General features: G+C 58.1%; 19 protein-coding genes and 1 pseudogene. 7 read left to right on the top strand and 13 right to left on the bottom strand.

What is annotated here, in order from left to right; translation table 11 throughout:
• Nucleotides 1-229: 229 nt before the first annotated feature.
• From SOP85_RS26780 to SOP85_RS26795, 4 genes are all read right to left on the bottom strand, one after another.
• Complete coding sequence (locus SOP85_RS26780; protein WP_323628784.1) at nt 230-988, bottom strand: collagen-like triple helix repeat-containing protein; 759 nt, start codon at nt 986-988, stop codon at nt 230-232.
• Entirely contained in the window at nt 981-1259 is a 279-nt protein-coding gene (locus SOP85_RS26785; protein ID WP_323607232.1) for a DUF1145 domain-containing protein, read from the bottom strand. The genes SOP85_RS26780 and SOP85_RS26785 overlap by 8 nt, the downstream gene beginning before the upstream one ends.
• Nucleotides 1260-1406: 147 nt before the next feature.
• Nucleotides 1407-2123 (bottom strand): OmpA family protein, encoded by a 717-nt coding sequence (locus SOP85_RS26790; protein WP_274073404.1) that lies wholly within the window; start codon nt 2121-2123, stop codon nt 1407-1409.
• 90 nt (nt 2124-2213) lie between these two features.
• A complete protein-coding gene (locus SOP85_RS26795) occupies nt 2214-2909 on the bottom strand; it encodes an OmpA family protein (protein ID WP_274073403.1) in 696 nt (231 codons plus the stop codon).
• A gap of 190 nt (nt 2910-3099) precedes the next feature.
• Between SOP85_RS26795 and SOP85_RS26800 the strand changes: the two genes are divergently transcribed.
• The 5 genes from SOP85_RS26800 to SOP85_RS26820 all read left to right on the top strand — a co-directional run bounded on the left by SOP85_RS26800 (nt 3100) and on the right by SOP85_RS26820 (nt 8897).
• Nucleotides 3100-3597 (top strand): DUF6231 family protein, encoded by a 498-nt coding sequence (locus SOP85_RS26800; protein WP_274073402.1) that lies wholly within the window; start codon nt 3100-3102, stop codon nt 3595-3597.
• 443 nt (nt 3598-4040) lie between these two features.
• Complete coding sequence (locus SOP85_RS26805; protein WP_323628785.1) at nt 4041-4910, top strand: tyrosine-type recombinase/integrase; 870 nt, start codon at nt 4041-4043, stop codon at nt 4908-4910.
• Nucleotides 4910-6589 (top strand): hypothetical protein, encoded by a 1680-nt coding sequence (locus tag SOP85_RS26810; RefSeq protein ID WP_323628786.1) that lies wholly within the window; start codon nt 4910-4912, stop codon nt 6587-6589. The genes SOP85_RS26805 and SOP85_RS26810 overlap by 1 nt, the downstream gene beginning before the upstream one ends.
• Complete coding sequence (locus SOP85_RS26815) at nt 6586-8472, top strand: integrase (protein WP_166622315.1); 1887 nt, start codon at nt 6586-6588, stop codon at nt 8470-8472. The genes SOP85_RS26810 and SOP85_RS26815 overlap by 4 nt, the downstream gene beginning before the upstream one ends.
• Nucleotides 8469-8897: a TetR family transcriptional regulator gene (locus SOP85_RS26820; RefSeq protein ID WP_077749577.1), complete on the top strand. Its 429-nt coding sequence runs from the start codon at nt 8469-8471 to the stop codon at nt 8895-8897. Before SOP85_RS26815 ends, SOP85_RS26820 begins: the two co-directional genes overlap by 4 nt.
• A gap of 262 nt (nt 8898-9159) precedes the next feature.
• Here the strand turns inward: SOP85_RS26820 and SOP85_RS26825 are convergent, their stop codons facing one another.
• Nucleotides 9160-9612: an antitoxin Xre/MbcA/ParS toxin-binding domain-containing protein gene (locus SOP85_RS26825; RefSeq protein ID WP_323628791.1), complete on the bottom strand. Its 453-nt coding sequence runs from the start codon at nt 9610-9612 to the stop codon at nt 9160-9162.
• 417 nt (nt 9613-10029) lie between these two features.
• Complete coding sequence (locus SOP85_RS26830; protein WP_166622316.1) at nt 10030-10494, bottom strand: hypothetical protein; 465 nt, start codon at nt 10492-10494, stop codon at nt 10030-10032.
• 234 nt (nt 10495-10728) lie between these two features.
• Here SOP85_RS26830 and SOP85_RS26835 point away from each other — a divergent pair, with 234 nt between their 5' ends.
• Both SOP85_RS26835 and SOP85_RS26840 read left to right on the top strand, forming a co-directional pair.
• A complete protein-coding gene (locus SOP85_RS26835) occupies nt 10729-11187 on the top strand; it encodes a helix-turn-helix domain-containing protein (protein ID WP_166622317.1) in 459 nt (152 codons plus the stop codon).
• 145 nt (nt 11188-11332) lie between these two features.
• Nucleotides 11333-11503: pseudogene (locus tag SOP85_RS26840) on the top strand (alanine--glyoxylate aminotransferase family protein); the annotation flags it as partial.
• Between the two features lie 303 nt (nt 11504-11806).
• Here the strand turns inward: SOP85_RS26840 and SOP85_RS26845 are convergent.
• The 7 genes from SOP85_RS26845 to SOP85_RS26875 form a co-directional block, all read right to left on the bottom strand.
• The gene (locus SOP85_RS26845; protein WP_323628796.1) at nt 11807-12817 is read right to left on the bottom strand and encodes a YeiH family protein; all 1011 of its coding nucleotides are present in this window, start codon (nt 12815-12817) and stop codon (nt 11807-11809) included.
• Nucleotides 12814-13140, bottom strand: coding sequence for a Rieske (2Fe-2S) protein (locus SOP85_RS26850; protein WP_323628798.1), 327 nt, complete (start codon nt 13138-13140; stop codon nt 12814-12816). The genes SOP85_RS26845 and SOP85_RS26850 overlap by 4 nt, the downstream gene beginning before the upstream one ends.
• A complete protein-coding gene (locus SOP85_RS26855) occupies nt 13137-15665 on the bottom strand; it encodes an efflux RND transporter permease subunit (protein ID WP_323628800.1) in 2529 nt (842 codons plus the stop codon). The genes SOP85_RS26850 and SOP85_RS26855 overlap by 4 nt, the downstream gene beginning before the upstream one ends.
• A 22-nt stretch (nt 15666-15687) precedes the next feature.
• Nucleotides 15688-16767 (bottom strand): WD40/YVTN/BNR-like repeat-containing protein, encoded by a 1080-nt coding sequence (locus SOP85_RS26860; RefSeq protein WP_323628802.1) that lies wholly within the window; start codon nt 16765-16767, stop codon nt 15688-15690.
• Nucleotides 16768-16870: 103 nt separating this feature from the next.
• Nucleotides 16871-18229, bottom strand: coding sequence for a DUF1329 domain-containing protein (locus SOP85_RS26865; RefSeq protein WP_323628806.1), 1359 nt, complete (start codon nt 18227-18229; stop codon nt 16871-16873).
• Nucleotides 18230-18266: 37 nt separating this feature from the next.
• Complete coding sequence (locus tag SOP85_RS26870) at nt 18267-20171, bottom strand: DUF1302 domain-containing protein (protein ID WP_323628807.1); 1905 nt, start codon at nt 20169-20171, stop codon at nt 18267-18269.
• Between the two features lie 63 nt (nt 20172-20234).
• Nucleotides 20235-21869: a 3-(methylthio)propionyl-CoA ligase gene (locus SOP85_RS26875; RefSeq protein ID WP_323628808.1), complete on the bottom strand. Its 1635-nt coding sequence runs from the start codon at nt 21867-21869 to the stop codon at nt 20235-20237.
• Nucleotides 21870-21897 lie beyond the last annotated feature (28 nt).

Here is a 21897-nt window from a genome sequence, read left to right on the forward strand (position 1 = left end):
CGAAGGCAGTGTGTCAGGCGAAGGAGGTGTTGGCTGTGCTGGCGTCATCGCTGGCAAGCCAGCTCCTACAGGTTTTTTGGGTGTTGCCGGGATTTGTGTCTGGCGGTGATCCCCTGTAGGAGCTGGCTTGCCAGCGAAGGCGGTGAGTCAGGCGACGGAGGTGTAGGCTGTGCTGGCGTCATCGCTGGCAAGCCAGCTCCTACAGGAAAATCACCATTCAAAAAATGGTTTACAACCGCTGCACCGTCACAGACCCTGCAGCCCCCTCCATTCCTGGCTGTCCGTCAACACCAGGCTTGCCGCTCTTGCCGCCATCGGCCTTGTAGACAAGACAGCCTTTGGCCTTGCCGCCGGCACCTGGCTTGCCACCAGGCCCGGCCACGCCACCGGCACCGCCGGCCACTTGAACCTTGATCTTGTCTGCCGGGTAATCGCGCGGCACGGCCAGCTTGACCGCCGCGCCCGGCGCACCGGCCTGGCCATCACTGCCATCGCTGCCATCGGCACCGCGACCCGCCTGGCCCCAGGCGCAACCCGGTGCCTGACCGTTGGCCCCGTCGAGGCCGACGAACCCTGGCGCACCCGCGCCACCGCGAGCATCCACCCGTAATTGCGGGGCATTCAGGGCCTTGATCTGCAAGTCCAGATTGCGCCCGGAACGGGCGGCCTTCTGGTAAGTCCCCGGTGCACCCCGCGCGGTGATCTGGCTGCCCTCGGCCAACTCGGCCCGATTGACCTTGAGTTCCAGCGCCTGTTCGCCGGGGACGATGGTGATTCGCGCATCGCGACCCAAGTGCAGTTCGCCGACGGTGACTTCGGTCACGTTCGAGGGAATCAGCAAGGTGCCGTAGTCGGCCACTTCCAGGCGTTCCAGTCGCAAGGTGCTGGCGGTGTTGGGCAGGCGCATCAACGAGTTGGTTTCAACGCTCACCACCTGGGCGCAAGCCAATGGACTGATGAGGGCAGCGAGCAGACAGAGTTTACGCATGGGAGGCCTTAGATACGGTGGGAGCCGGAATGGTTTGCAGGTGGAAAACGCCGAAAAAGAGGATCTTCAGGCGATCGAGCCAAGGGTGGGCGCGGCCCCTGAGCGTGCGGAAGCAGAACACCGCCTCCAGCAGATGAAGCCCCGCCAGCAGGCAGCCGGCCAGGTCGACCAGCAGGTGCAGCGGATAGACGAACGGCGTGAGCTGATTGACCAGCACCACCAGCCAGAACACCAGGGTCAACAGCTTCCCCAGCCCCCATATCACCTTCATACGCGCCCCCGATGGGAATTATTATTTGCTCGCACAGTAACGGCTTCCATGCAGGATAAGCCAGAGGGCAAACGGAAATTCTCGAGGAAGATGGCAAATGGCCGACGGAACGACGAAAATCATCGTCCGACGGCTCTATTGCGCGGCTCAGCGATTGACGTGCAATTCCACGCGACGATTCTTCGCGCGCCCTTCTTCGGTTTCGTTATCGGCAACAGGCTCACTTTCTCCCTTGCCTTCGCTGGTGACCTTGTTCGGTGCAACGCCCTGGCTCAGCAGATAGCCGGCGACGCTGCTTGCACGTTGCTGCGACAGTTGCAGGTTGTACTCATCCGATCCGACGCTGTCGGTATGACCAATCACCTTGATGCTCGCGACGCTGGCGTCCTGCAGTTTGCCCATGATCGAATCGAGTTTGCTTTGCATGGAGGGGGTCAGGTCAGCGCTATTGAAGGCAAACAGCACATCGTCGGCATCGCTCAGGGTGATGACTTCGGCTTGCACAGGTTCAGGTTTCACGCTGGCCGGGTATTGCGGCAGCGGGCAACCATGATGCTCCACAGGGGTATTGGCGGGCGTGTCGGGGCAGCGATCGCGACGGTCGAATACGCCATCGTCGTCTTCGTCGCCGTCCTGGGCATAACAGATCAAACCACCGGTCAAGACACCCAGCGCCGCTCCACCGGCCGCCCAACCGCTACTTCCGATAGCGCCCAGACCTCCGCCGACGAGTCCGCCAAGGAGGCTGCAGATCGGCCAGGTACGTTGATTGAGGGGGGCAGTGCCATCGCTGTGAGTAGCGCAACCGGTCAACAGGCTGCCCAGCAGCAGAACCGGCAAGACGGTCCGTGTGAGATTGCTCATTTTTGAAAGCTCCTGTGTCACCGGCCAATGCCGGTTACACAGGAGTAAAGACCCGCATCCACGACTGCACAAGCCGTGGATGCGAGGGGTTTAGCGGTTGATCTTGATTTCCGTGCGACGGTTCATCGCGCGACCGTCAGCGGTTTTGTTATCGGCAACCGGCTGGCTTTCACCGGCCCCGGTGACCGACACGAAGCTGCTGCGAGGCACACCACTTTCGATCAGATATTCCACCACGGAGTGGGCGCGTTTGTCCGACAGTTTCTGGTTGTAGGCATCGCTGCCCACGCTGTCGGTGTGACCGGTCACGGTCAGTTGGGCGCTGGCTGCTTCCTGTTTCAGGCGAGTGGCGATGGTGTTGAGCTTGTCTTTATCGGCGGCTGTCAGCTTGGCCGAGTCGAACTGGAAGTTGACATCGCGAATGACGATGGTTTCTTCCTTGACCACCACGGCCTCTTCAACCACTGGAGCAGGTGCTGGTGGTGGGCAGCCATCGGCATCGACCCGTACGCCTTTTGGCGTGCCCGGGCACTTGTCGCGGCTGTCGAGTACACCATCACCGTCTTCGTCACCATCACCATGGACCCAGCAATAGGCTGCCGCCGTACCGCCGGCAATCAGCGCGCCGTAGCCGGCCCATGACGAGCTCTCGATTGCCCCGAGACCTGCGCCGACGACACCACCGACCGCCGCACAGATCGGCCAGTCGGTTTTTTGCAAACCTGCGCAACCAGTCAACACACTGGTTAGCAGAACCAGGGGTAATGCTGTCCGAACTATGCTCATCTAGTTTTCTCCTGAAGGATCGGCTTAGAACCGATTCAGGGAGTAAAGACCGGAGTTTTAATCTCCGCCAGCAATAGGCCATAGCAGTTTTGTCTCGTGTTCGCGGGGGATCGTGACTTTTGCCGCAAACCCGCTCTAGGATCGAACTGGCGGGCAGGCTAGTCTTGGTAAATCTGATTGAGGATCTTCGATGATTGCAGGTATTTCTTCGCGCACGCCGCAGCAGGCGCTGGCCGCTTTGCTCGACCGTTACGCCCCCGCGCGCCTGTTGTTGATTGGCGCCAGCGAGTTCCCCGCGCTTGAGGCTTTCAAGCTGGCGCATCCGGACAGCAGCGTGGCGCACGCAGCGCCCGGGCCGTTGCCCGCAGAGTTGGCGGCGCTGCGCTTTGACCTGGCGCTGGTGGTCGATTGCCTCGAACATTTGCCCAAGCGTGATGGCCTGAACCTGCTTGGCGGCATCCGCAACCTCAACGCCAGCCGCATCGCGGTATTGGCCGACTTGCCGGCGAGCGGCTGGCAGGAAACGGATTTTTTCTCACTGGCACTGCAAGCCAGCGAACGTTTCCAGCGTGACGAGCAGGTACTGACCCTGTTCACCTATGATCTGCTTGAATACAAACAAGTACCCGACTGGCTCAACTCGCGGTTCTGGGCCAATCCGGAAAACTTCGGGAAATATTGGTGGTAACGCAATGATCTGACTCCTTGCAAGCGTTAGATTCCTATTGTATTAGATAGCAGCCCCTTACGAACTCCTAGCCTGAGCAGGTGATTAAGGGGCGATCTAATGACCCTGAATCTGTTAAAGCAGGCTGAAGGGATTGGGTATCTGGTCGATGTAAGGGATGGCAGATGGAGCTTGTGAAGGCTACTAAAGACTTTGTGATCGCTGGGCAACCCTACCCAGGATTCCCCGTTCTTCTGTGGGACTCGATGGAGAGTTGTGTCCCCGCCAATCAATTTTTTCGCCACTACTTACTTCGCGGGGCTATAGGGTCTAAACGCTCCTGGCCAAGTACTGGACGTGCTCTTTATGATTTCTTCAGCTTCCTCCAAGCGCACGAACTGGACTGGCGGGACGTAGATCGAGGTGAGGCTAAGAGTCTTGTGTCTGCCTACCGAGACTATTGCTTGGACACGTGCGGCCTGGCTCTGAACACTACACGCCAGCGACTGACGTACATCTGTAAGTTCTACGAATTCGCACTAGATAATGGCTGGGTGAAGCGCCTGCCGTTCGGTCATGAAGAGCGCACCGTAAAGCGTGAATTGGGCTTCCTTGCGCATGTCGATGCCAGTGGTGGTCAGGTGATGGCAAACAATGTGATGCCGCGTTGCCACAAGATCTTGCCCAAGTTTCTAAGCATGGCCGAGATCAAATCTCTCCTGGCCGCAGCGGAGAACCCTCATCACAGGATGATGATTCGCCTGGCGTTGCATACAGGTCTGCGCCGCGAGGAAATCGCTGCCTTTCCGCTGGCATATGTCTTGGACCCAGACAAGGTTGGACGAACCGAACGCAACTTCCGCATTCGGCTCGACCCGTCCGACGGCAGCGGTATGGTGACTAAGGGCAGCAAGCCACGAGATATTTACGTCAGCCGCAAGTTCATGGCTGAACTCTATCGCTATGTGACAAAGATCCGCGGCGAGCGCGCCTCGCTAAGCAAGACTCCACAGAAGGCTTTGCTCCTTAACCAGGCCGGTGAATCCTATGGTGACGATGGCAAGAGCCTCAACCGGATCATCAGCGAGACCGGCAAGCGGGCTGGAGTCCGGGTCCATACGCACATGCTCCGGCACACATACGCCACCCAAACCCTAGTCAGTCTCCAACGTACCCCTGAGAGTGGGCTGGAGCCTTTGGTCTTCGTTCAGCGACAACTCGGCCACAGTTCGATTCAGACAACCATGGTGTACCTGCACCTTGTCAATGAAATGGCCGACAAAGCGGTACTGGCGTATGACGATGAATTGAACGCACTGGCAGGGGCCACTTGATGGGCAAACGCAAGGTATTTACTAAGACCGATCTCAGTGTGCCACAAGTCGAGCACAGCCACGATATGGCAGGTAACGTGGTGATTCTGCCAGAGGTAATCCCACCCAGTAATACCAAGGTCGCGTTCGGGAGGAACCCCACTCCGTCCCGCAGCTTCGATTTTGCCCGTTGGTATGGCGCTGGCATCGATTCCATCACCTATGCCTGCCAGCGCCAGATCGAACGCTTTCTGGCAGATGGGGACGCTATTGTCGAGACGAGCACTGTGAGTAGCTACTGCAGGACGGGGATGCGCTTTTTCCTCGAGTATTGCGTGCTACGAGCGACGGCATTTGGCCGTGAATTGGTTTTGGAGGATGTTAGCCGGGACTTGATCGACGGTTACCTCAGCCATCTCGCTGCGCTAAGCGTGGAAAGTACCACTCAGAAGAGCTATTACTCGCACACTAAGCCCGTGCTAATCGCCTTGGGAGCGCGGGGACTGATCCATATAGTTACTTCCGGTGATGCTGCCACCTTCCCGAAGAATCCCTTTCCGAACGTCAACCGCAAGCTAAAAGGCGAGACGGCGCTATCCAAGCGCGAACAGCAGGCGGTTTCGGTTGCGCTGCGTCACGCAATTAGTCCGATCTGGGACGACGGTGCACCCGTGACTGGAGAACTCCTTTGCTTCGTCCTGTTAGTGGTGGCACTGCACACTGGGCGTAATACTACACCATTGCTGGAAATGGACCGCGACTGCCTGCGCCCGCACCCCAAAGACAACACTGTATTCCTAGTGTTATGGAAAAGGCGAGGTTACAACACCAGCAAGGCGGCCCTCCGCGCCTCATCAGATGCCGAACGTCTTTTGGAATCGACGCCAAACGTGAGGACCAACGTGGAGCGGTTAATCCGTCGCACGATGACTCTTACCGAATCTCTAGATTCACAAGCACCCGACGACCTCAAAGGCCGCGTGTGGCTGTATCGCGCTCGTTCTAATAGAAACGCCGGCGAAATCAATGCGTTGACTGATGGATCGTTGAGAGAGGCTATAGCCAGCCTTGTAGCTCGCTATAGCCTGACAGACTGCGACGGAAAGCCTTTGCGCATTAATATCTCTCGACTTCGCAAGACCTTCGCCAACCGCATTTTCGAGCTGACCGGTGGCGATCTGGCAGTCACTGCCGCGGCTTTAGGCAATACCCCGCGGGTAGCCGATAGTAATTACTTGGCACCAAGTGAAATTGCGCGCCGCAACTGGCAGTTCATGGGAGAGGTATTGGTTCAAGAGTTGCTAACCAACACCATTAGGGAGACGTATAAGAATACCCCCATGGGCCGCTGCGCCGACCCGGTGAACGGGCTGTACGCCCCGAAGCGCGAGGGAGCGACTTGCATGAATTTCATGAATTGCCTGCGATGCAATCACTACGCCGTGACAGCCGATGATCTGTACAAACTGTTCAGCTTCTACTTCCGCGTGCTGGCCGAACGCTCACGTATGGACAAGCGGCGCTGGGCACGAGAGTACGCCCACATTCCCCGTTTGATCGACCACTACATCGTTGCCGAGGGTATTCGTCGCGGCACATTCAAACTCACCCTTGTGGAGGCTGCTCGAGAGCGTGCCCGTGCCTCACCGCATTCGTTTTGGTCAGTTGATCTGATTGATAGCTTGGAGATCTTTGCATGATCGACAACAACTCGGCGGCAACTAGCTGTGCATCCATTGTGGCCCAGCCCGACGATGTGCGTGAGCTCTCTGAAGCCGAACGTGATGTACTAATTATTAGCAGCACCCAAGTCGATGGGACGTGGGTCGCTCTCAGCTTTTATGGGGACAATACTTGGCATTTAACCGGCTTCTCTAGCAATGTTGTGAGAGCGCATAGACGCCTGGATTTCGACATCTTGCCGCCGGCATTTAGAGAGGTGATGAAGGCCATCCTATACCGCTACATACGACGAGGGCGCGAAGGGAGTGTGCGACCAAAAGGCAGCACAATTTATAGTTTTTTTAAATATGCAATACCATTTCTACGGCATCTGGAGGCGCTTAAGATCAATCAGCTATTCGCTGCTACACCTATGATCTGCCGGCTCTACATCGACAGCTGCAAGGCGCACCAACAAACCAATCATTCTAAGGGCAAGCCACTTTCGTGCTCTGGATTGGAAGGTCGTTTCAAAGCCGTCGAAGCGCTCCATGAACTCAGTCAATTCACCGAAGACCGAATGTCGAACCATCCATGGCCCGAGACCTCCTCGTGTGCATTGGCAGGGCTCATCGGCCGTAAACGCCAAAGCGGCAAAACGCCCCTAATTCCCGATGACGTGTTCTGCATCCTGTTCGAGCGAGCCTATCAGCAAGTAGAACGTGGTCCTCAACTGATCGACCTACGCGATGCATTGGATGCTCTGACGATACAGCACAGAGGGCAAGCTAAGACTACCCTCAATAATGCCAAGAACCGCCAACTTCTAGCACTAGGTTGGAAGGGGAGTCTGAGGAAGTTCAACGAAGCGCTAATCGATTTGCGTACTTCCTGTTACATCGTCATTGCGAGCACCTCCGGATGTCGCAACCACGAGCTGGTAAATGTACAGTTAGGCGCGATCCACCGCACCAAGGACAATGAAGGCATCGTCTATCACTGGATGCGCTCTCGGTCTGAAAAAACCGATGTTGGTATTCATGACTGGATGATCCCCGAGGGCGCTGTGCGCGCCCTGCGCCTAATGGAGCGCTGGAGCGCGCCCTATCAGGCTAAAATCGCTGTCGAAATCATGCAGCGGCGCCGCGCCAATCCACATGATCCGCAAATTGCGGAGGCCCAAAAGCACCGTGACGCACTCTTTCTCGGTGTAGATTCAAGAATCAATCAGGTACGAACACTTTGCAACGGAAGTTGGAGTTTGCACCTTAAGAAGTTCACGAAAGACTGCGGCCTGAGTTGGAGTCTCTCTAGCCATCAGTTCCGCCGCAAGTTTGCCAACTATGCCGCACATAGCCGTTACGGTGATCTTCGCTACCTCAAAGAACATTTCGCACACTGGTCGCTGGACATGACACTAGGCTATGCCATGGACGACAAATGGGGCCAGCATCTGGATCTTGATCTGTTCTTCGATATTCACGGGGAGTTGGAAGATATAAAACTCGGTATCGTCGATAATTGGCTCGGTGACGAACGCTTGGCTGGGGGCTATGGCCGCGCGCTTAAGCAATGGCAGCGAGAGCCGCAGAACCTGCTGATCTTCAAGGATCATGCCTCGATGCTGAAGTCCATTAGTGAGAGCACTGCAATTCGCAGCAACGGTCATGCCTGGTGCACGGCGGACAATGACGGTTGCGTCGGCAATACACTTGAACGTACCCGCTGCGGCAACTGCAATCATGCAGTAATTAGTCGTGCTCACGCGCCCATTTACCAGCGGCTCTACGATGACCTAAAAGGGCTGTTGTATTGCGCGGATATAGGTGAGGGAGGCCGGCAGCGCGTTGAGCGCGACCTGAATCGCTGCCGTGACGTACTGATACAATTGGGAATGGAGCCGGAGGCTTTAATCGCATGAAATCCAAGGACAAGACAACCAACTACAAGCCTGCCGAGGATCGCGAGAAGGACCTGAAACTTGCCCTCCTCCGCATCCAGAAGGGACGCGCCCGCCCTGGGGAATCCAAGATTACCATCGCGGCAGTCGCCCGCGAGGCGGGCGTGTCGACGGCGCTAATTCACAACCACTATCCGCGGATTGCCGAGGCTATAAGAGAGGCTCAAGGTCGCTCCAGTCGTGCCATGCGTGATGTGAAACAACAAGACTTGATTGCGGAACGCAAAAAGTCCGCAGCGTACCGTCAGGAGATCGAAGAGCTACAGACCAAGCTCGCCAGTCTTGCTTCCATCAACGAAGTACTGATGGACGAGAATCGTGTGCTCAAAGCTAAGAGGAACGACAGCAAAGTGGTCGATCTGGCCTCAAGGAAACCGCATGGGTAAGTAGATTCCGTTTTCCTGCTCAGTGCTCCTTGCCTCCACCGATTTGTTGTGCGGACTGCTCGATCTGGATTACGGCGATAACAGCGAGTGCCTATCTGGCGTTGCATGAGTAAATTTTTGGTGTTGTTCATCGCCGTTATCGCACCAACCAACGTGAATAAACCGGCCCATCGCTCGCTGAGCACTGAGATAATTAGTAGACCGGCAGCCTTGTCGAGCCGGGGGCCGCGTGGATCTGAGCACCGAGCTTGTATAGTGTCGACTACTCACAACGCAACCAGTCCGCATGCTCAATGAGCAACTCCTCGATCAAGCGAGTGCCTAGGTAGGTCGAAAGCAGCTCAATTGGAGGAGTGCCCGCAAAACGCAGGTTCGGTTTGCATAGCCAAAACAGTGCTTTTTCTTTGTTCTCAAACACCGCTTCGGCCATGGCTGCTACATGAGCAAGTCGAAACAATCGATCACTCTCACCCAACGTCAAGCGCTGTCCGCGCGCTAATCGGCGATGGAGAGTGCTCATCGAAATAACCTGGTTGAGGGCGTCGGTGCTGAAGAGGCTCTGCTCGCACCAAGCCTTTATCCTCGTAGGCTCGAAGCCCGCCGCGATAATTTCGTGAATTCTTTGTTCATCAGCGTCGGCTGGAATGTGCAACAACGCTTCCAGCCGTAGCCGATAAACGTGGTAAACCGGTCCGATCACTCTTCCAGCGAGCATGGATTTCTGCCACCTGCCAGCAGGCCAGCAGGTTCAAACTCTCTACCTAGCGACAAAGCGACATCAAGGAATCGTGAAGCCCGCGCCGTACGCCGGTCGACTATACAGCGAGCGTGTGCCATGAGAGACGCTGCATTCTGCCACTTGAGTGTTTTGACTTTGCGTTTGCCCTTCATAACGATTCCCGTAATGGGTTAGTTCTACCCACTGGTGGTGGTCACCATTCATGGAAGAAACAAAAATGGTCCCCCGCCCATTCACTCCTTTTGCAGTCATCTCCTTCAACTCCACACGATGAGGCGCGGTAATCCTATACAGGCTTCAGACGGGCGCTCGGATGGGTCAGTAAAAGCTCGGTAACGAAATCAGTGTGGGGGCCAATAACACGCTGCTCCCTCCTGGTCATGGTTAGCGAATTCAAGGCACGGCCGCATAAAGGAACAACTCGCTCTCATTCAGCACCCGATCGGATACTTGAGGAGTACGAGCATGGAGACGATGTTCCGAGTACCAGACATGGCGAGTTTTTTTTCTGCGAAGATCGAGTTCTCCGAGCTTGTAGGTACCTGTCGCTGTTTTGTAAACCACTGCTGATTCGTCAGCTTCGGCCCCCCTGAAACAGACAATCTGGATCACGTCCTCTAAGCTCCAAAATCCCCGACCGTCCACACTCGGCGGGCAAAGCATCTGTACGCCTTCAATGAGAACATCCTGTGCGAAACTCAGATAGTGCTGGAGCTCGTAGGCGCAACGGACAATCGCCGCGCGGTCTCGTTTGCCCGTTTGAATTGAGGTGATAGTTATGAGAAAGCAGGAGCCTTCAACCTCACAGTGCGACCTTGCATGAACTGCGAGGCTCTTGGGGTCAAGCACGTAAATCACTAGTTGCTCCGTTGCGAATGGGCTGACGCCTCCCAAGGTAGCTTGGGTGTGGACAGTTGCCAGCGCGAGACTTGGTTCCGCAGTCTCAGTATGGCTTGCGGTCCAGGTGTGTGTGTGTGTGGAGGAGCGCTAGCAAGACAAGGAATCGACACCCCACATATACATGTTATAGCCCAGCGATGTGGGGTGTCAAAGCATGGCCTTATTGCTCTTTTACGGCTGCGCGGAAGAGCAATGGAATATCTGGAAGCTCTTGGGCAAACGCTGAGAGAAATTAGAGTAGACGCCGGACTTAAACGGGAGGACTGTTCGAGGGCGCTGAGTCGCGAGTATCTCGCCAGCGTAGAGCGAGGCCGTCAAAGCATTTCGATCGCAAAGTTTCTGTCCCTTTGCGACTGCTTAGGCGTTACGCCGAGCATCGTGCTTTTTACAGTGGAGGCCCGCATGGCATCGTTGAGTTTAGGGGACTATCAGGCCAAACAACGCAGCGAGCTCGATGAATACCTCAAGACAGGGAGGCTGCGCAGCGAATTCAGTGCCGGCGCGATTCAAGGCGTACGAGGGAAACGTGCTGAGAACAATCGCAATGCCATTCAAAAACTCCAATCCGAAGGGCTCAGCAAAATAGAGGTATCTCGTAAGCTCGGTGTTGGAACAACAACAGTGGACCGATATTGGCGCAAAACGAACTAATCGCCCCTAGTTTCGTAGACACATCCCCTTAGAATGAGGTCTTGGAGGTGTCATGAGTGACCAGCATTATCCCGAAGAATTCAAAATCCAGGCGGTCAACCAAGTGGCCGAAAAACATCTTTCCCGTCAATCCGTGAAGAACTAGAAATTTGTCGACTACGACCTGCAGATCGCGGCAGGAGTGCCGTTGCAATGCGACGAGCCGGCCGACTTCCATACCTTTCGCTTTGGGCTGTTCAGACTCGAAAATCTGCACAATATTGAGCGCACGGTCAGCACACTGAAGCGGGCACTGCATGAGGTGATTGTTAACTAAGCCCTCTTCTTGCTCATGAGTTGGGCCGACCCAAAACTGACTGTGGCGACAGGCAGAAATCGGCCAAAAGCAGACATTCAACGTCGATATTTTTTAGTACAACAAGCGGGCCCTCGCCATGCGACACGGAGGAGGGATAAAGGGAATCAACGGCCCCAGGAAATTGAACACACTCATCGCAACGTTGGTATCGACCACGTTGACGCCGACGCCAAATAGCTGCGTGCAAGTTCACGAAAGGGTTGGCTTAAACGGTTCGTTTGTTCGTGTTTTAAATCAACATTTTTGCGTTAGGCACGTCGGCTAGCGGTACCAATGCAGCACAAGCAACGCCAGTGCTGCCAAAAATACGGTTTCGCCGATCATCAACAGGATTGGCTTGATACCAACCGCGGCCAATTCCTTGAGCTGAGTCTTCATGCCCAGCGCGCTGATGGCGATTACCAGACACCACCGTGACAGCTCATTAACCCCGGTTTGGATCAATGCAGGAACCCAACCGGTGCTATTGACGCAGGCCAAAAATAGAAAGCCGACGGCGAACATCGGCAACAATGGCGGTCGCTTGCCAGTTGGATCGGCACCCTGCATGCGGGTCACCAAGGCAGCGCAGACAATCACCGGCAGCAGCATGGCCACACGCATCAGCTTAACCACGGTGGCGGTATCTCCGGTTTCGGTGGACATGCTGTAGCCGGCGCCCACCACTTGCGCGACGTCATGGATGGTCGCCCCCAGGAACACCCCGGCTTCTTGTGGCGTAAGGGCCGCCCATTTGGCGATCATCGGATAGAGGATCATTGCCAGGGTGGACAATGCCGAAACGCCGATCACGGTGAACAGGGTCGCCCGTTCCTTTTGTGGATGGTTGGGCAACGCGGCGGCAAGCGCCAGTGCTGCCGAAGCCCCACAGATAGCCGTGGCGCCGCCGGTGAGCAGGCCGAAGATGCGTTTGAAACCCAGAACCCTGGCGGCTATCACTGAGACTCCAATGGTCGCTACCACCACAATCACCACCAGCGCCACTGGCTTCCAGCCTAGCGCAGCGATTTGCTCTAACGTGATGCGCATACCCAATAGCGCAACGCCGATACGCAGTACGCTGCGCGCCGTGAACTCGATGCCAGCCTTGCATTTGCCATCCCCGGCGAGAAAGTTCACCGACATGCCGAGCAACAAGGCGAAGAGCATCACCGGCGCACCGTAATGCTCTGAGAGAAAGGTCGCCGCAGCGGCCACGATTAAACTCACGATAAAGCCCGGCGCCAGCTCACGCGCACGACTCTGGACACTGGTGAGCGCGATGCTGCTCATGGGATGCATTCCTCGGAAACTATGACAATGAACATTTCGCCGTCGATGACTTCGACCGGATAACTGGCGACCCGCATGCGTGTCGAGTTGAGCAAATAGCCGCTGGCCAGGTCGAAGCGCAAACCATGGGCGCAGCACTTGATCACCTGCCCTTCGAGACGCCCGCTGCACAACGAAGCCCCTTGGTGCGGACAGCAGTCGTCAATGGCGTACAGCTGCCCATCGACATTGAACAGTGCAATGCTCAAATCTTCGTCTACGAGCAGGATTCGTTCGCCGACTTCCGGCACCTGCAATGCGGATACCGCGATCCGCCGGCTCATGACACACCCCCGATGTCGCACGGCACATGAACAGCATCAGCCTTGGGGTGCGCATCAGAGACTGAAGGCTGTGCAAGAGGCGCGCTCTTGTGCAATCGCGAATTCAAGAGGAAGTACGACAGTGCCGGAATCAGGATCAGCGCGCCGAGCATGTTCCACAGGAACATGAAGGTCAGCAGGATGCCCATGTCGGCCTGGAACTTGATCGGCGACCAGACCCAGCACACCACGCCGGCCGCCAGGGTGATGCCGACCAGCCCGACCACCCGACCGGTGAACGACACGGCGTTGCGGTAGGCCTGGGACAGCGGCAGGCCCTGACGCTGGAAGTGCAATTGCACGCTGAGCAGGTACAAGGCGTAATCGACGCCTATCCCCACGCCCAGGGCGATCACCGGCAGTGTCGCGACTTTCACGCCAATGCCCATGGCCACCATCAGTGCTTCGCAGAGGATCGAGGTCAGCACCAGCGGCAGCAACGCCACCAGTGTCGCCCGCCAGCTGCGGAAGGTGATCAGGCAGAACAGCGTCACCGCCAGGTAGACGTACAGCAGCATGGTGCGGTTGGCCTCGCGCACCACGATGTTGGTCGCCGCCTCGATGCCGGCACTGCCGGCCGCCAGCAGGAACTGGCGATCCTCGGTGCTGTTTTCCTTGGCAAACTTGTCGGCAATCGCCACCACGGCGTCCAGGGTCTCGGCCTTGTGATCCTTGAGGAAGGCAATCACCGGCATCAGCGAGCAATTGTTGTTGAACAGCTCCGGTGAGTTGACCGAGGCCTGCTGCGCGGCATAGTTCAGCACGTCCTGGTTGCGCTGGATGTTGTTGAGCTTGGGGTTGCCCTCATAGGTGCCGGCGGTGATCTGCCGTACCGCGTTGACCAGCGAAGCGGTGGCCTGCACGCCCGGATACTGCTGCAGTTCCCAGGCCAGGCGATCGGCGAGGACCAGGGTCTTGTAGTTCAGGCAGCCTTCCGGCGCGGTCTTGATCATCACGGCGAACAGGTCGCTGGACAGCGCGTAGTGGCTGGTGATGTAGGCGTTGTCGCGGTTGTAGCGCGAGTCGGCGCGCAACTCCGGCGCCCCGCTTTCAAGGTCGCCGATCTTCAACTGCAGGCTGACCATGAAACCGCCGATGCCCATCAGCACCGCGACCAACACGGCGCCAGTGGCCCACTTGCGGGTGGTGAAGCGATCGAGCAAGTCCCAGAGTTTGCCGAAGCCTTTGTGGTGCTCGGCACGGGTGTCGATTTTCAGCGCACGCTCGGCGGCCTTTCGGCCGACGCCGATGTAGGACAGCGCCACCGGCATCAGCAACAGCGAAGTGAAGATCAGTACCGCGACGCCGATACTGGCGGTGATCGCCAGGTCCTGGATCACCGGAATGTCGATCAGCATCAACACGGCGAAGCCCACCGCGTCCGCCAGCAACGCGGTAACCCCGGCGATGAACAGACGGCGGAAGGTGTAGCGCGCCGCGATCAGTTTGTGCGTGCCACGGGCGATGTCCTGCATGATGCCGTTCATCTTCTGCGCCGCGTGGGACACGCCGATGGCGAAGATCAGGAACGGTACCAGCACCGAATACGGGTCGATGGCGTAGCCCAGCCAGGCGACGATGCCCAGTTGCCAGACCACCGCGATCAGCGAGCAGCCAACCACCAGCAAGGTACTTCGCACGCAACGGGTGTAGGCGTAGATGATGATCAGCGAAGTGACCACGGCCAGGCCGAAGAACATCATCACCTGGATCAGGCCGTCGATCAGGTCGCCCATCAGCTTGGCAAAACCGATCACCCGGACCTTGTACTGGCCCTTGCCCTCTTCCCCGGATTTACGCGCGGCGCTGTCGCCGGCGAATTCGATCTTGTCGCGCAACTGCTCTTCGAGCATCTGCGAAAACTGATGGTAATTGATGCGCTGGCCACCGGCCGCGGCTTTGTCTAGCAAGGGCACGACCAGCATGCTCGACTTGAAGTCGCTGGCCACCAGGCTGCCGACGATACCGGCGCGGGAGATGTTCTGGCGCAGTTGCTCGATCTGTTCAGGCTGGCCCGAATAGGTATCAGGCATCACCGGGCCACCCTGGAAGCCTTCTTCGGTGACTTCCGTCCAGCGCACCGCCGGGCTCCACAAGGACTTCATCCACGCACGGTCGACACCTTCAGTGAGGAACAGCTGGTCATTGACCTGCTTGAGCACGTCCAGGTAACCGGGGTCGAAAATATCGCCCTGAGTGTTCTCCACCACCACCCGCACCGAGTTGCCCAGGCCGCGCAGCGAAGCGCGGTTCTCGAGGAAATTCTGGATGTATGGCTGGCTCTGCGGAATCATCTTCTCGAAGCTGGGGCGCAGTTCCAGGCGGGTCACTGCCATAAAGCCCAGCACTAAAGTAGCCAGCGTCATGAGCAGCATGAACAGCGGACGATGGTTGAACACCAGCCGTTCGAGCCGATTACCGGAGCGCCGATCGAAGTCCGCCAGTTCGCGGATCACGGGCATGGTGTCTTGCGTCAATTTGCTCATGTCAGGGTACTCACTCGAATTCTTATTGTTCCAGGCCGGGCAACGCACGTACGCCACGGCTACCGACCAGTACCAGCGCGCCATCGGCCGCCAGGATTGCGCCAGCTACTGGCGCCTGTTGGGACTGCGGCACCAGTTGCAGTGGGGCGTTACCCCCTCGGCTCATCAGCATGTGCCCGGACTGGGTGAACAGCCGGTAATGCCCGTGGTTATCAAGGAGTGCGCAACTGATGCTGGTTTGCAGACCGCTATCGAGCCGGTTCCAGTTGATGCCGCCATCGGTACTGCGTAGGACTTGGCCGCGCAGTCCGTAGACGAACACCTCGCCAGGTTGACCGCCCACGCCGAAGTAGCTGCCTTTATAGGGCGTTTCCAGAGCGGTGAAGCGCTGCTGCGAATCGTCCCATTTCAACACCAGCCCTTGCTCGCCAGCGATGTACAGCGCGTCACCCGTTGAAGCGATGGCATTGAGGTGAAAGCCTTGCGGGTTGTCGATGCGATCCTGGAACGGTGTCCAGGTCTGGCCACCGTCCTCGGTGCGCAGGATCAGGTTGAACATGCCGACCACATAACCCACTGTGTCGTTGGCGAACCAGACATCCAGAAATGGTTTATCGGCGCCCTCCTCGATCAGCCGCTGGCCGTCGGCGGCCAGTACGGCCCATTGTTCCTTGTCCGGTTTGGCCAACATTAGTGCGTTGTAATGCTTGAACATCAAATCGCCGATCTGGCGCCCGTCGAGCTGCTTGCTCCAGGTCGCACCGGCGTCACTGCTGTGCAACACCACACCATCGTTACCTACCGCCCAGCCTTGTTCGGCGCTTGGAAAATACACGGCGTTCAGGTCGCTGCTGACGGGCACTACCGCCTGCTGCCAACTGGAGCCGTTATCATCGGAATACACAATGTGGCCACGCTGACCCACTGCAACCAGGCGCTGCCCGGCGTGGCCCAGGTCGAGCAAGGGGCTACGCATGGCCAGGACGCTGGGCCTGGCTGGCAAATCCAGCACGTCAACGAAGCTGGCCGCCTGTACAACGCCGTGTAGCGTCAACGTCACGACCAACGCCAGCTGCATGACTTTCTTTATGTAGGAGCACATGACGCGCCCTCATGGCAAAAAGGCGCCGGCCTGCGCGCAAGCACAAACCGGCGCAAAAACTGTCCGATCACGGATCAGGCAGCATGGAGAAGCAACGAGGCCATTAACGAATACCGGCACCCGCGAGCGATTCCGGCGACCACTGGGTCTTGCTCAGGGCATCGCTGTACTTGATACCGCCGTAAGGGCCTGGAAAACCGACGGCGCTGTAGGTGCCACCGACCAGGTCATAGCTCAGGTAGGGCGAGGCATCCGGCACCTGCTGGTCGTAGCTTTGGCTGAGGAAGGTATAAACGCCGCGATAGAGCTGTCCGTTCGCATCGTATTGGTCGGAGGCCAGGGCGACCCAGCTGTCCTCATCCAGGTAGAAGCGTCGCTTGGCATAAATGTGCCGGGCGCCCGTCTTGAGGGTCGCCTCGACTACCCACACCCGATGTTTTTCCCAGCGAACGAACTCAGGCGCCAAGTGGTTGGGGGTCATCATCGGCTCCAGATCGTTCTGATAGGTCACACGGTAAGTGTTGTACGGCACGATCATTTCCTGCTTGCCGATCAGCTTCCAGTCATAGCGGTCCAGCGCACCATTGAAGACGAACGCATCGTCCCAGGTGGCGGCGCCAGCGGCGCCCGGGTTAGGCGTATCGTAGGCCAGGCTCGGCGCGAGCTTCACGCGGCGCTGCCCTGGCAGGTACTGCCAGCCGCGCCGTGGTTGCTCCAGCGGGTTGACCGCATCGCGCAGCAACACGGCTTCACCGGCACGACGGGCCGGACCGCTGTAGGCCAACTTGATCTGGTAGTAGGTGTCGGCGGCCGCGAGCGGTTTACTCAGATCGTCATAAGCGGCGTAGTTGATTTGCGCACTGCCGGTCGTGGCCAGGCTGGCGACACCGGCAGAATCGACGTTCCAGCTATCGTACTTGGTCTGGATATTGACGCCCTGATAACGCAGCAAGTGGTTCCAGATCGCTTCGGCACCAGTCTTGGGGATCGGAAACGGAATGCCCGGCATCGCGTTCTCAATGGAGTTGCCGCCCTCAGTGGAACGCGTCGCGGTGGCATTTTTTACCGTGTTGTCCAGCACGCCTTTAGGCAACGCGGCCGTGCGGTGGGTCGGGAACACTTCGATGCGAAAGCTTGGATAGCGCTTGGCCAACTCGGCGGTCACCGCAGTCAGCTGGCCCTTGTATTGGTCCACGTTCTTGCCGTCGATCACCAGCAGCGGCTTTTCAGAAGCGAACGGATCGGGACGCAATCTGTCACCCGTCTTGAAGCCGGCGGGGGGGGTGTTCAGGCCCCCTTGATAGGCCGGAATGGAACCGTCGGCATTACCGGCTTTTTCAGCGCCGACCTGAGTCAACTGGTTGCCCAGTTTGGCGGCTTCGGTGGCGTCGACTGCGGCGTGGGCCGGACCAACGAGTGCCAGGGCCATGGAAGCAGCCATGAAGGTGTAGGCAAATTTCATTTTTGGTACTCCTGCTTGCTTTCAAGCAATGCGTGGATCAAAAAGTGGTTTTCAGGGTCAGGTAAAGAGCGCCACGATCTTCCGTGGCACCTGCGCCGGAGAACGACGCGTATCCGCCGCCATAGCAGGTGTAACGCTGGGTGCCATCCAGGGCGTTAGGGGTTGAGCCATCGGTTGCGCCGTCGTCGCACTTCGTGGTTTCACCAAAGGCGTCTACGTACTTGAGGTCGACGTAGTACTGGTTGTAGATCGCCGCGCTGACGCCAACGGCATAGTTGCCGGCGTCTTCCGCGCCGCCCGCTACCACAGGTGAAACGCCATCGATACCGACGTTGACCGACAGCGGCGCGCTCAGGTCCACACCGGGAAACACCTGGTACCAGGTCGGCGTGAAGTTGACGGCAATGCCCCAGTTGTCACGGGTTGGCTTGTCGACACCGCGATAAGTGTCTTCGCCCTTGTAGAGCGCCTTGTTCTTGCTATCGAGGCTCAATAGGTTGCTGTAATACAGCTCGCCCAACAGGGTGGCCGAATCGAACAACGGCGTGTCGGCGATAGCGACCAGGCCGTTGATGGTCCAGTGCAGCGTGTCGCCGGTGGCGGCCATGCTGTCACCGTCGCGCGGCACATCGGTGATCACGCCGGTACCCGGATTACGCGCCGGCAGCAAGCCAAGCCCGGCCTGCAACCCGCCAGGCCCTGCGGCGCTGATGATTGCCGGAATGCTGGCCAGCGGCATGTTGTGGCGAATGTTCAAATCACTGCCGATGCTGACCCCGCCCACTTCCTTGGACAGACTGAGGCCGTAGATGTCGATGTCATCGGCATAGGCGAATTCATAGGAGGTCGTGCTGATCGAGTTGCGCAGCCCGGCTACCCCGCCAACACTGGTCAGGCCCCGAGTATCGAGAATCGCTTGCGGAAGAATGTCGGACGTTTTCCGGTAGTAGGCGCTCACCGTGCCGTCCAGCCACTCGGGCGACCACTTGAGCATCAGGCCCCAGTCACCACGATTGTCCGGGGTGTAGTCGTGGCCACGGCGCACGGTGGTCAGAGTGCCATTTGGGCCGGCCAGGCCCGCGCCGCCTGTGTGCCCCAGGAGAAACGACTGAGCGCCAAAACCCACCAGGTCGGAACCACCGTAGTAAGTGTCGGCCTCAGGCAAGCGCGCGGCATCCCAGTCGAGGAAATACTGCGCACCTACAGTCAACTCGGGGTTGAGGGTAAAGGTCGTGGAAATCTGGTTGCGTGGCACGAACAATTCCTTGGCTTCCGTGCCCGGCGATGCCGCCAGTTTGGCCAGGTCGAGACCGGACTGGCCATAGCTGATCGAATGCACCGGGTTGAGAATCGTCTCGCCCCAGAACACGTTGTGCTGGCCGGCCTTGATGCTGAGCTGTGAATCGTCGCCCACCTGGGTGTTGTAGAACACGAAGGCATCGAGCACTTCACCGGACGGTCCGTTGTAGTAGCGCTGGGCATAGTTGCTCAGGTGCGGGCTGCCAAATACGGCCGGCGCGCCTGGACGACCGCCAAACCCGGCGATCGAAGAATAATCGTCGTTGCCATTGGGGAACGGGTTGGCGTTCGAGCCGGTATTTTCATACGCCTTGTCGTACCAGCTCGCCGTGCTGACACGAAAACCGGTCTTGTTCTGGTAGACCACATCCAGCTCGGACAGCAAGTCGACTCGGTTGCTAATGTTGGTGCCGGCCTTGCGGAAGTTGTAATCACCGTCGTTGCTGTTGGGCGTGCCGAGGATGCGTTTGTCGGCACTCTCGGTGCGCACGCCGTAGTTGTATTTGACGGTGTTGTCGAATCGGATGGTCCAGTCTTCACTGCCCGTGTCCAGTTCCATGGCATTGGCCGTCGGCAGGCTGGCCGTGAGGATGGCCGTCGCCAGCAACCGGCGCCGCGCGGGCAGGAGGTTGTTACTCTTCATTTCTGATGTACCTGTAGTGTGTTTTTTTGTTGTTGTTTTTAGGGTGTAAACGGAACCCGTCACTCAAGCGGGCAACCGATAGTCACGGAACATTTCCCGTAACTTGAGTTTCTGCACCTTGCCCGTGGCGGTGTGTGGCAGTTCATCCACGAACACCACGTCATCGGGCAGCCACCAGCGCGCTACTTTCTCGGTAAGAAAATCCAGCAACATTTCTCGACTGGCGGTACGCCCCGCCTTGAGCACCACCACCAGCAGCGGACGCTCCTGCCATTTCGGATGGGCAATGCCAATCACGGCTGCTTCGGCGACGGCCGAATGGCCGATGACCGCATTTTCCAGATCGATCGAGGAGATCCACTCACCGCCGGACTTGATGACATCCTTGGCGCGGTCGGTGATCTGCATGTAGCCGTCCGGATCGATAGTGGCGATATCGCCGGTGTCGAACCAACCGTCGCCGTCGAGGATCGGGCCGCCTTCGCCGCCGAAGTAGCTGCTGGCGATCCACGGGCCTTTGACCAGCAAGTGACCGAATGCCTTGCCATCACGCGGCAAGCACCTGCCCTCGCCATCGATGATCTTCATCGACACGCCGTAGGGAGCCCGGCCTTGCTTTCCTTGCAGATCGAGGCGTTGTTCGAGGCTGGCATTGACATGTTTAGGCAGCGGATGGCAGACCGTACCCACCGGCGACATCTCGGTCATGCCCCAGGCGTGCATGACACGGGCATCGAACTGACGTTCGAAACATTCAACCACCGCGCGCGGTGCTGCAGCGCCACCGATGACTACACGGTCCAGATCCAGCTCGTCTCGAGGCTTGAGGCCGGCCTGTTCAACATACTGTTGCAGCATCATCCATACGGTCGGTACGCCGAGGGCCATGGTCACGCTTTCGTCGCACATCAGCGCATACAAACTGGCGCCGTCCATGGCCGGGCCTGGCAATACCAGCTTGGCGCCGGACAAGGCGCCGGCATAGGGCATGCCCCAGGCGTTGACATGGAACATCGGCACCACGATCAATGCGGCGTCGTTGGCCGACAGGGAAAAGCCACCTGGGGTGCAGGACATCATCGAATGCAGCACAGAGGATCGATGCGAATACAGCACGCCCTTGGGGTTACCGGTGGTGCCAGAGGTGTAGCACATCGACGAGGCGCTGTTTTCATCCAGCAGCGGCCAGTCAAACTGTGTCGAGTAATCCGCCAGCAGTTCCTCGTAACAGCGCAGATTGTCGACCTTGATATCGGGCATGTTCGTCCGATCGCACAGGGCAATGAAGGCCTTGACCGTCGGCAGCTTCGGTGCCAGCTCTTCCACCAATGCAGCGAAACTGAGGTCGAAGAACAGATACTGGTCTTCGCCATGGTTGGCAATGAACTCGATCTGCTCCGGGAACAGCCGCGGGTTGATGGTATGCAGGACAGCCCCCATCCCGGAGACGCCGAAGTACAACTCCATGTGCCGGTAACCGTTCCAGGCCAGCGTGCCAATACGCTCGCCCGGTTGTACGCCGAGGGCGGTCAGGGCGTTGGCGATCTGCCCGGCGCGGCGGCCGACGTCAGCATACGTGCAGCGATGGATGCCGCCTTCGACAGTGCGCGAGACAATCTCGGCGTCCGGGTGGGAAACGCAGGCGTGTTCAAGCAGCGAGGAAATCAGCAGCGGTTGGTGTTGCATCAGGCCGAGCATCGACGGTCACCTATTATTGTTGGAATGG

It is taken from the genome of Pseudomonas sp. YuFO20, assembly GCF_035064975.1.
In the GTDB taxonomy this organism is placed as follows: domain Bacteria; phylum Pseudomonadota; class Gammaproteobacteria; order Pseudomonadales; family Pseudomonadaceae; genus Aquipseudomonas; species Aquipseudomonas putida_AE.